Below are 9,932 nucleotides of genomic sequence, written 5' to 3' on the forward strand. Positions count from 1 at the left end.
TGGGATTTCCTTGGCGTGCCCCCTCCGTCGCGCTGTGCACGCCACCTTACGGGCTTGGTGCGGCACCCAGAGTTCGTAACGCGGGGGAGGAAAGCTAGAGTTTGAACATCCGGAACGGGGCCAGCAGAGCCTGGCCGGCGAGGCCGACGGGGCTGTCGTCGTCGCCGCGATGGGCGTGAAGATCGGCGACGATCTCGAGGATCGCTTCCTTGATCGCCGCCGGGACGGCCGCGACATCGCCATAGCCGGCGGTGAACGAAACCTGCAGGCAATCGCGGCGCCTGAGCGAAACCGGGCGAGCGGTGAAAATCACGCGGCCGGGCGCAGAGGCGGGATCGACGCTGAAATCGGTCGGCGCCAGCACGGTGCGGATGCCGGCGACATCGATGGTCGCCACCTCTTCGACGCTGAGCAGCGGCGGCAGCGGCAATTCCACCATATCGTCGTGCGGCCAGTCATCGAGACTGAGGCGCCACGACTGGGTGATGAAAGCGCGTCCCGTATGCCATTCGGCGCGCGCCCGCGCGGCGGTGATGAGGGTTGCGACCAGCGCATCCTCGTCGGCGGTATCGAGCTTCAAATGCGCCGTGGCATCGGCGAGGCTGACCGGTTCGGCGGCGGGTGGAGCAAGGAGTTGGAGGGACATGGGGGGCTCCAAAAAATTGCGAATAGCGAGTAGCGAGTAGGGAGTAGGGAGTAGGGAGTAGGGAGTAGCGAGTAGGGAGTAGCGAACTTCGAGCGGGGAATTGCCCCTATTCGCCATTCGCTACTTCGCTATTCGCCTCCTTCAACTCGCCGCGAACTTCAAGAGCTTGATGGCTTCGAAGTTCTGGACGCCGCCGCCGACGCGCTTGGTGGTGTAGAATAGCACGTAGGGCTTGGCGGAGTAGGGATCGCGCAGCACGCGGACACCGATGCGATCGACGATGAGATAGCCGCGCTTGAAATCGCCGAACGCGATGCCATAGGCGCCCGAGGCGATGTCGGGCATGTCTTCGGCCTCGGCGACGGGATAACCGAGCAGCGTCGGCGGCTGGCCCGCAGTGGCGCCGGGCTGCCAGATGTAGTTGTTCTGGCCGTCCTTGAACTTGCGGATGACGCTTTCGGTCTTGCGATTCATCACCCAGCTGGCGTTGGCGCGATAGGACTGCTTGGGCGCATAAGCGAGCGTGATGAGAATGTCGGTCGGCGTCGTCGCCGGGAAGGCGGCGTCGGTGCCGGTGGCGATGTACCCGAGATTGCCCCACGCCCACGACGCATCGGCAATTTTGGTCTCGGTGAGGAAGCCTTTCGGCGCCGAGGTGCCGTTGCCGGAGACGAAGGCGGCGCCTTCCTGCTCGGCGAACACGGTCTGCACCTCGTCGGCGAGCCAGGTTTCGAGATCGACCTGGCTGTCGTCGAGCAGCGTCTGGGTCGCCGCCGGCATGGCGTAGAGTTCCATGGTCGGAAAATCAATCGCCGCCAGGGTCGGCGTGTTGGTGGCGGTGGAAATCGCGGTAGTCTCGGTGGCGAGCCAGCCCGAGGCGGCGCCCGTGGTGGTGATGGGCTTCCTATAAATATTGCCGCCGATCTGGCGCACGGTGGCGAGCGCGCGCATCGGCGACACCTTCTGCAGCACGCGATCGATGGTCTGTTCGATCTCGAGCGGCACGGTGTAGCCGCCGTCGGGATTCGAACCGGCGCTCATCGCTTTCAGTTCGATCAGGCCGGAGGCGTCGCCGGCGCGGACATAGCGCTCGAACGCCATCTTCTGCTCGCGGGCCTGCGGCGCCGCTTTTTTCTCGCCGCCGACGATCGGCCGGCTGGCCGCGAGCTGCAGGTCGTCGAGCACGCGCTTGTGCTCGTCCAGCGCACGGTTGATGCGATCGACCTTTTCCTCGGTGACGACGTCGGCGGAGCGGGTTTCAAGCTCGGCGAGGCGTTCGTCATTGGCCTGCTTAAAGGCGTCGAAGGCGGCGAGGAAATCGTCGAACGCGTTCTTGATGTCGGGGGTGATGGCTTTGGTTTCAAGATCCATGAGGGGTCTCCAAGGGGGTGAATAGTGAGTAGGGAGTTGGAAAAGTGAGTGAGCGTGCGTAGCTCATTTACTATTCACTACTCCCTACTCACTTGGTGCACCGACGGCCGTGACCGCGGAACCGGCGAGCAGCGGGAAGGTCACGACCGAAATTTCCCAAAGCTCGATTTCATTGAGCAGGCGATGGCCGCCGCTGCGCGTCGCGCGCACGGTGCGAAAACCGATGGAAAGGCCGCTGAGCGCGCCCTCGGCGAACAGCGCCATCACCTCGCGGGCGCGCTGCACGTCGAGCACCAGGCGGCCGCGGACATAAAGCCCGCGCGCGTCTTCCTTGATCTCGTCCCAGACGCCGAGCGGCTCGACCGGCAGATGCTGATAGAGCATGCGCACCTTGGCGGGCGGGCGGCGCCGCAGCGTCGCGGCAAAGGCACCGTGCTGGACGATATCGCCGCCGCCATCGGGCACGTCGAACAGCGAGGCATAGCCTTCGAATTCGCCGGCGCCGAGACCGTGCAGGCGTGCGGGAGCAATCCGACGGCTGAGCGGCCGGCGGGCGGATTGGATGTGGGGCATGGGGGAAAAGCGAATAGCGAGTAGCGAATAGCGAATAGGGGTTCGATCCTGTTTTTCCCTATTCGCTATTCGCCATTCCCTATTCGCTCCTTTCGTTCTGTTTGCGGTCCAGCTTGGTCTCGATGCGGTCGAGGCTGGCGCGGATGGTGGCGATCTGGCTTTCGAGCACGGCAACACGCGCCATCGCGTTCTGGTCGGCGGCGCTGGTGCGCTCGAGGCTGGCGATGCGCTCGGCCGCCGATCCGGCCCAGAACAAGGCTCCGGCGGTCTGCAACAAAAAGGCCGCCACGAGGGCGGTCGGCAGGCGTTTGTCCAGCATCGGCTGGACGATTTCGGTCAGGGTCATGGTGCCTCTCTTGATAGCAACATGGTGGAGACCCGGGCGGGCCGGGCGCGGCACGCGGGCGGGGGAGACGCGCGGCATCGACAGCCGCGTCCCGGGTCTCCGTCTCGGAAGTCAGGTCAGAGTGTCTTGGGATAGTCGATGCAGATTTGCAGCGCGTCACGCAGCGCGGCGGTTGTCCGCGCCAGATCGCGGCGGGCGATGCCCTCGCAAAGCGCCGGGATGTTGTTGAGATAAACCCACGGCGAGGCCAGCCCGCCCTGAATCGACAGATAGACCGGCGTCTTGTCCTCGATCAGGGCGGCAATGAACTTGATCAGCGGCATCCAGGTGAGGCGGTCGTGCGAACCGACCAGCTCGAACTCGACGCCGTTCTGCAAACCATCGGGCGCCGGACCTTCGCGCAGGAAGATCAGGATTTCCGATTTGTCCGGCCGCCACTCCTCGGGCAAGCCGAGATGGCGCCAGCCACAATGATAGGTGCGGCAGACCTCCCAGCGCGTCTCGTACACGGCGCAGCCGTGGGGCGCACGGCAATGCGGACATTGCTGGCCCGAGGCTTTGCGCAGCGGCCCGAGATCGAACGTCAGCGCCTCGCAGCACACCGAACATTCGCCGCAACTGGTTGAGGAAAGAGACATCGCACTTCCTTAGCGCGAGAGGGGGGACATTCACAACACATCCCCGCCTTCGACCGGCGAGTAACCGGCGGCGGCGCGGCGTTCGTTGAGGGTGAGGAAGGTTGCGCGCGTCAGCCGGTCCCACACCGCCTCGCGTTCCAGCGCCAGGGCATCGACGGCGTCGGCGTCGTAGCCGATACGAAGATTGTCGCCGAACCGCGGCGCCAGCCAGCCGGTCAAGGCACGGGCGGTTCTGGCGACCAGCGGCAACACGCTGTGGCGCCAGAACACCAGATTGGCCTCGCGATAATTGGCATAGGTGTTGTCGCCGGGAATGCCGAGCAGCATCGGCGGCACCCCGAAGGCGAGTGCGATCTCGCGGGCGGCAACGGCGCGCGAATTGGCGAAATCGAGCTCCGAGGGCGTGTAGCTCATGCTCCTCCATTCCAGGCCGCCTTCCAGCACCATCGGCCGGCCGGCATTGGCGGCGCCAGAATAGGAGTCTTCCAGCTCGCGCTTCAAGCGGCCGAACTGCTCGTCGGTCAGGCTGCCGCCATCGGGGCCTTTATAGACCAGCGCCCCCGACGGGCGCGCCGCATTGTCGAGCAATGCCTTGACCCAGGCGGCGCCGGCATTGTGGACATCGAGCGCGGTGCCGGCGGCCGAAATCGGCGACAGGCCGTAATGATCGTCGAGCGGATGAAACAGGCGGGCGTGCAGCACCGGCATGAAGCCCGACTCCTCGCGCCCGATGCGGGTGGTGCGGCCGTCAACCTTGTAGTCGTAGGCAACCGGCCAGCCGCGGCCATCGGCGACCACCGCCACCCGGTCGGGCCTCAGCACATACAGCTCGCGCACCCCGCCCGAGGCACTGACCGCCTCGAGATAGGCATCGCCGGCGCATTGCAGGAAGGCGTACCAGCGCTCGAACAGCGACGAGCCCTCCTCCTCCGGATTGGGACGGGTGAGGAGGCTGAGCAGGGGATGGTTTTCCACCTCCTTGCGGCCGTCATAAATCAGCCACGGCACCGAGGCGGCGCCTTCGGCGATCATCCGGACGCAGCGGTAGGCGACGGCGTTCTTGAGCACGCCTTCGCGCGCGGCGCCGAGGAAATCACGCCCCGACCAGCGCGGCGCGCCCATCAGCGACAGCGCGATCAGCGGCGGCGCCGCCTTGGATTCACGAGCCGGACTGGTCCGGCGCTTCAGAAGCTCGAACATAGGGTTTCTCTCGCGTTAATGCGGTTGATACGGCTTCGGATACGTTTCGCGAGCGCGCATACCGCCGGTTAACCGGGGGACGGCAGAATGGCCCGCCTCAGGGGTACGGCATGCGCAACGGCGTCTATCGAGCGTGGATCAAAGGGCCGAACGGCAGCGCCACGGGCATCGTGGTGCTGAAGGACGGCGATCTTTTCGCCGCCGATCCGCGCTTTGCTTTCAATGGCCACTACAGCGAACTGGGCGGCCGCCTGACCGCGGCGATTGCCGTTACGCGGCTGTACCACGATCTGCCGGCCGGGCATCTGCCCGATCTCGAATTCTTCCGTCTTCGCATCGAAGGCGCCGCCGGACGCGAATTCGCCCAGACCATCGCCACCATCGACGAAGTTCCCGACTTCCCGCTGTCGATCGAGTGCGCCTTCCTCAGCGAGGCCTGATGCGCGACGGAGTCTACAAGGTCATCCTCGAAGGCGGCGGTATCAAAGGCTTCATGGTCGGCACGCTGGCGAACGGACGCGTCACCGGCTGCGACCAGACCCATCACGTCACCGGCTATGTCAAAAGCGACGGCAATCGCCACAAAGGCGAAATGACGATGCGGCGCCATGCCCACAACGACGGCTTCGTCGAGATCGCCAACATGGACGTAATCGATGTCACCTTCCAGGGCATCTGCGGCGCCTCGTTCGGCGAGTTCGACGCCCGCATCATCGGCCGCCCCGAGCTGCCGGTAAAAGCGACGTTCCAGTGGCTGTGCGGGTTGTGACATCGCTGAAGCCCCCTTCCCACGCTTGGCGTGGACTTCCCCCACGGTCTGCGTGCGGGTGACAAAAACTGCTCGCCCGCGGGGGCAGTAAAATCATCCCACGCTCCTCACCTTCGGTTTGGCCCGTTTGATCGGGAAGAGGTGCGCCAGGGCCCACACCAGCGCGTCCATGCGGTCGGGGCTTTTGCCGCCGCCATCGTAGCTCACCATTTGATCCTCCAGTTCGGCCAAGGCGCCGACGTGATGGATGCGGCCCTGCTCGTACAGCGCAGCGGCGGGCATCGCCCGGGTGCGCTTGTCACGAACCGCATGCACCAGTTTCACCGGCGCATTGGGCAAGGCATCGACCAGAACCTGCCGCACCATGTCGCCGCCCTGATTGGCTTCGGCGACGATCTCGTCGGCCTTGCAGTCTCCGAAGGCCGCGGCCACCGCCGCCGCCCAGCCCGCCGCCGTGAGGCCGGCGACGGAGCGATCGGCCGTGACGTAGCCGTCGCCGGCATCATCGATCCCGGCGACAATAATGCCGCATTCGTCTCCGGCAACGCTGGCCGGCGGATCGACCGCGACCACGACGCGCTGCAAGATCGGCGACACGCGCACGCGCGCGCGTTCGATCCAGTCGCGCTTCCATAGCGCCGCGTCGTTGTCCTCGATCAACTCGGCGTCCAGCTCCTGGCGGCCGAGACGGGTGCCGGCGTAGCGCAGCTCGAGCCCGGCGAGAAAGGGCGCGGCCAGATTGGCGGCATTGGCGGCGGTCGAGGAACGGGTCTCAACCACATCGGGCAGCGCCAACAAATCCTTCAAGGGTGCGATGTTGCGCGGCGTGGTGGTGATCAGCATGCGCGGGTCGTCGCCGAGGCGCAGCGCCATCAACACCATGTCGAGACTCTCCTGCGGCGCCGACCATTTGCAGAACTCGTCGGCCCAGACGCAGTCGAACTGGTGACCGCGCACCGCATCAGGCTCTTCCGCACTGACGACATCGGCCATCGCGCCGTTGGCCCACAGCACACGATGGTTGGACGTCTCGAACGTCGCCTCGGAAACCGCCAGCAGACCGGATTCACCTTCGATCATGACGCTGCGGGCATCGTGCCAGGTGGCGCCGATAAGACCAATCCGGCGCATCGAACCGCGACGAACGCCTTCGGCGATCCATTCGGCACCGGCCCGTGTTTTGCCCGAGCCGCGGCCGCCGAGGAACAGCCAGATCCGCCAGTCGCCCGGCGGTGGCCTTTGCTCGGTACGTGCCCATACCGGCCACGATTCAAGAAGAAGCCTCGCCTCCTCCATCGTCAAATCCGACAGCTTTTGTTTCAGGCGCTTGAGATTCAGCAGCGGTAATGAGGCGATCGATCCGTTCTTCAAGCTTGTGCAAAGCATCGTCATGTCGGGCGACCGCCTCTTGGTCGTGACGGAGCGCGCGCTGCTCATGCACCTCAAAAAGGTGCGTCAGCGTGCGTTCGATCCGCACCAGGGACTGAACGTTGAGGGCGCGAAGGGAGGCCTGATCGACATCAGGCGTGGCGGGGCTGTTTTCGATCTGCTGTAGCTGCCGCCGCAGTTCTCGCATCAGAGAGTCCACGACTTCATCCTTCCAAACATCATCGATAGGGGGCGGGGTACCCACGCGAATGTCAGCGAGCGGGCGCTGACCCGGCGCAGGTTCGGGGATCATTGGCATCTGGATTACTTTTGTGGGGATGTAATGGAAATGGGGAAACCTCCCGCATTCTTCAAGGGGAGTTTTCAATTTTTTTCGCGGCTGCGACACGAGACTGATTCATTTCGATTCGTCAAAGCTCTGGTTTCGCTGATGCGGGCAACACGCGCCGCCAAAGCCTCAGAACGACTCGCAACAGAGTGTTTGCGGACGAAAATTTTTTTGAACCGCCCCTCTGCGGCACCCGCGCGAAGCCCACACCGACCGGCGGTGTGCTATGAAAGCGAGGTGCTGAACGAGGGGGCGGGGCATGCGTAGCTTTGCGGGTGCGATTGCGGCATTGGTATTGAGCGCCGTGGCGGCGGGCGCCTCCGGGCCGCTGTTCCCCGAAGGCGGCGGCGCCAGCAATCCCGAGGCCTTGCGCCTGTTTGCCGAGGCGGTGCACGGCGCCAAATCGGTCTGCTTCATCACCACCGCCAGCCCCGAACACAATCCCGGCGGCAAATGGCTGGAGCCTTACGGGCTGCATCCCGACGCCATCCTGGTCACCAAGGATAATGCCGATTCCCAGGACATCGCCGACCGGCTGGCGGCCTGCGACGGCTTCTATTTCGACGGCGGCCTGCCGGCGCGCCTGTCCGACGCCTTCCTGAAGAACGGCCACGACACCCTGGCGCTTGCCACCATCCGCCGCCGCAACAAGGCCGGCCTCGCCATCGGCGGCGCCAGCGCCGGGGCCATGATCATGGGCCAATCGACCATGTGCGCCTGCGGCATGACGGTCGGCGTCCGCGCCCTGACCGGCGAAGCGGTGCCGGTCACCCCCGCCTTCGGCTTCGTGCCGGTGGCGTTCGACGCCCACGCCATCAAGCAGAACCTCTACAACCGCGAACTCTTCGTCATGCTGCAGCAGCATTGGTCGCGGCTGGTGGCGCTCGACGAGGGCGCGGCGCTGATGATCCCGGGCGACGGCTCGCCCTGGCGCGTCATCGGCGACAAGCCAGTCGCCCTGATCGTGGCACCCAAGGATTTCGCGACGCCCGCCACCTTCGACATCTCGTTCCTGCATCAGGACGACACCATCGATCCGGTGCATTTCGAAGCCGTCACCGCCGGCCGCAAGCCGCTACCGCATCCCAATTGGGGCTGGGTGGCCGAAAACCTGCAAGTGGCGCCGCGCGCCCTGGGCGGCATGGCGTCCGCCATCGCCAACGGCTCCGCCGACGTGACCTATTGGGACGCCTTCTGGTTCCCCGACAATCCGGTGCGCCTGCACCTCAAATGGACCGACAGCTCGGCCGCGTTCGAAGGCCAGCGCGTCACCGACAAGAGTGCAACGCTCCTCACCCATCTGGCGCTGACGCTCGATCGGCCCGGACGCGCCGCCTATCGCGTCGCAGTGACGGTGCCCTACGAGAACCGCTTTGCCGATCGCGACTGGCACATTCCGGCCGTCGACGGGCCGAAAACCTGCCAGATGGATTCACCCACCCCGTTCGCCCCGCCCGGCCTCACCGTCTATGACCGCGAGGCGGTAAAAGCCGCCCTCGGCCACGCGCTGGTGATCAACGCGCTGCCCGGGCCCCGGCCGATGCACATTATCGCGGGCTCGATCTGGATGAGCGGCGCCGGCGCCTGCGGCAGCAAGGGCGATAGCGTCGATACCCGTCTCGCCGACCGGCTCAAGACCCTGACCGGCGGCGACCGCGACAAGCCGATCATTTTCTATTGCGCCCACGCGGCGTGCTGGTGGTCCTACAATGCCGCCGAGCGCGCGCTCGGCCTCGGCTATCGCAAGGTCGGCTGGTATCGCGGCGGCCTGGTCGACTGGGCCAATTTCGACGACCCGACCGAGACGAGCTTCGACGATCAGTGGTGAGTTACGAGGGGGACCGATCCGGCAACGGATCAATCCCCCCTCCGCCTCGCGGAAAGGCTCGGCACCTCCGCCGCTGTTTCGGCAGCCGTCATGATTTGAGCAGCGCAGGGCAGGAAAGAGTTTAGTTTTCCGGATGCGGGCAGCCGGGATGGCCGCCATTCATACGGCCGCCTTCGGGACGGGGATGGGCGGCGCGCCACGCTTCAGCCTCGGCCTTCAATTCCTTCTGCTTGGCGGGCGTCAGCGCATTCCAGCGTTGGGTCAGGCCGGCGAAATAGGCCTTGCGCTGGTCCTCGCTCATCGCCCGGAACTTGTCGCGCTGCATCTCGCGCAGCATCTGGATGTCGACCGCGCCGGAATCGGCCTGGGCCTTCATGTCGGCGAACATCATCAGCCGCTGTTCCGGCGAGATCATCGCAAAACCGGGCCGCGGCGGGCATTTGTCGGCCGGATCGGCGGCAAGCGCGGCACTGAGCGACAGAACGGCAACAAAGGCGAGAGCAAGCGAACGGGTCTGCACGGCATCCTCCGGGTGGTTTGCGGTTGAACGCGGCACAGGGGCGGGTTCCGTCGCGGGGCGCCGGTCTCAGGGGAGCCCGCCTCAGGGGCGCCGGTCTCAGGAGAATCTGTCTTCGGCGGCGACCTGGCGCAGGGTGGCGAGGTCGAGTTTGACCATGCCCATCATCGCGGTCATCGCCTTTTCAGAGCCGGTGATGACGCCGATGTCCTCAGGCACGATCTGCCACGACAGGCCGAAGCGGTCGGTCAGCCAGCCGCACGCCACCTCCTTGCCGCCGTCGGTGAGCTTCGACCAATAGCGGTCGATCTCGTTCTGGTCCCGGCA

The 9,932-nt window shown here is 65.5% G+C and carries 13 protein-coding genes; 3 read left to right on the plus strand and 10 right to left on the minus strand.

Annotated elements, in window-relative coordinates; genetic code table 11:
- Window positions 1-94 precede the first annotated feature (94 nt).
- The 6 genes from AC1P6P_RS14210 to AC1P6P_RS14235 form a co-directional block, all read right to left on the minus strand.
- Complete coding sequence (locus tag AC1P6P_RS14210) at window positions 95-646, minus strand: head-tail connector protein (protein WP_481403099.1); 552 nt, start codon at window positions 644-646, stop codon at window positions 95-97.
- A 141-nt stretch (window positions 647-787) separates the two neighbouring features.
- Window positions 788-2,017: a phage major capsid protein gene (locus AC1P6P_RS14215; RefSeq protein WP_481403100.1), complete on the minus strand. Its 1,230-nt coding sequence runs from the start codon at window positions 2,015-2,017 to the stop codon at window positions 788-790.
- 84 nt (window positions 2,018-2,101) lie between these two features.
- Window positions 2,102-2,590, minus strand: a complete 489-nt coding sequence (locus AC1P6P_RS14220; protein ID WP_481403101.1) for an HK97 family phage prohead protease — start codon at window positions 2,588-2,590, stop codon at window positions 2,102-2,104.
- A 79-nt stretch (window positions 2,591-2,669) separates the two neighbouring features.
- Window positions 2,670-2,936 carry a hypothetical protein gene (locus AC1P6P_RS14225; RefSeq protein ID WP_481403102.1) on the minus strand — a complete coding sequence of 89 codons (267 nt, stop codon included), beginning with the start codon at window positions 2,934-2,936 and terminating at the stop codon, window positions 2,670-2,672.
- 116 nt (window positions 2,937-3,052) lie between these two features.
- Window positions 3,053-3,574 (minus strand): hypothetical protein, encoded by a 522-nt coding sequence (locus tag AC1P6P_RS14230; protein WP_481403103.1) that lies wholly within the window; start codon window positions 3,572-3,574, stop codon window positions 3,053-3,055.
- Between the two features lie 30 nt (window positions 3,575-3,604).
- Window positions 3,605-4,774, minus strand: coding sequence for a phage portal protein (locus AC1P6P_RS14235; protein WP_481403104.1), 1,170 nt, complete (start codon window positions 4,772-4,774; stop codon window positions 3,605-3,607).
- A gap of 110 nt (window positions 4,775-4,884) precedes the next feature.
- Here AC1P6P_RS14235 and AC1P6P_RS14240 point away from each other — a divergent pair, with 110 nt between their 5' ends.
- Both AC1P6P_RS14240 and AC1P6P_RS14245 read left to right on the plus strand, forming a co-directional pair.
- Complete coding sequence (locus tag AC1P6P_RS14240; RefSeq protein ID WP_481403105.1) at window positions 4,885-5,214, plus strand: hypothetical protein; 330 nt, start codon at window positions 4,885-4,887, stop codon at window positions 5,212-5,214.
- The gene (locus AC1P6P_RS14245) at window positions 5,214-5,543 is read left to right on the plus strand and encodes a hypothetical protein (protein WP_481403106.1); all 330 of its coding nucleotides are present in this window, start codon (window positions 5,214-5,216) and stop codon (window positions 5,541-5,543) included. The genes AC1P6P_RS14240 and AC1P6P_RS14245 overlap by 1 nt, the downstream gene beginning before the upstream one ends.
- Window positions 5,544-5,636: 93 nt before the next feature.
- Here AC1P6P_RS14245 and AC1P6P_RS14250 read toward each other — a convergent pair whose 3' ends face one another.
- Both AC1P6P_RS14250 and AC1P6P_RS14255 read right to left on the minus strand, forming a co-directional pair.
- Window positions 5,637-6,839, minus strand: coding sequence for a DNA-packaging protein (locus tag AC1P6P_RS14250; protein WP_481403107.1), 1,203 nt, complete (start codon window positions 6,837-6,839; stop codon window positions 5,637-5,639).
- Window positions 6,814-7,131, minus strand: coding sequence for a hypothetical protein (locus AC1P6P_RS14255; RefSeq protein ID WP_481403108.1), 318 nt, complete (start codon window positions 7,129-7,131; stop codon window positions 6,814-6,816). The genes AC1P6P_RS14250 and AC1P6P_RS14255 overlap by 26 nt, the downstream gene beginning before the upstream one ends.
- 388 nt (window positions 7,132-7,519) lie before the next feature.
- Here AC1P6P_RS14255 and AC1P6P_RS14260 point away from each other — a divergent pair, with 388 nt between their 5' ends.
- Window positions 7,520-9,088, plus strand: a complete 1,569-nt coding sequence (locus tag AC1P6P_RS14260) for a Type 1 glutamine amidotransferase-like domain-containing protein (protein ID WP_481403109.1) — start codon at window positions 7,520-7,522, stop codon at window positions 9,086-9,088.
- A 121-nt stretch (window positions 9,089-9,209) separates the two neighbouring features.
- Here AC1P6P_RS14260 and AC1P6P_RS14265 read toward each other — a convergent pair whose 3' ends face one another.
- Window positions 9,210-9,608, minus strand: coding sequence for a hypothetical protein (locus AC1P6P_RS14265; protein ID WP_481403110.1), 399 nt, complete (start codon window positions 9,606-9,608; stop codon window positions 9,210-9,212).
- A 96-nt stretch (window positions 9,609-9,704) separates the two neighbouring features.
- On the minus strand, window positions 9,705-9,932 hold a 228-nt coding region (locus AC1P6P_RS14270), incomplete at its 5' end, for a VOC family protein (RefSeq protein WP_481403111.1).

This window comes from Rhizomicrobium sp., from assembly GCF_056722145.1.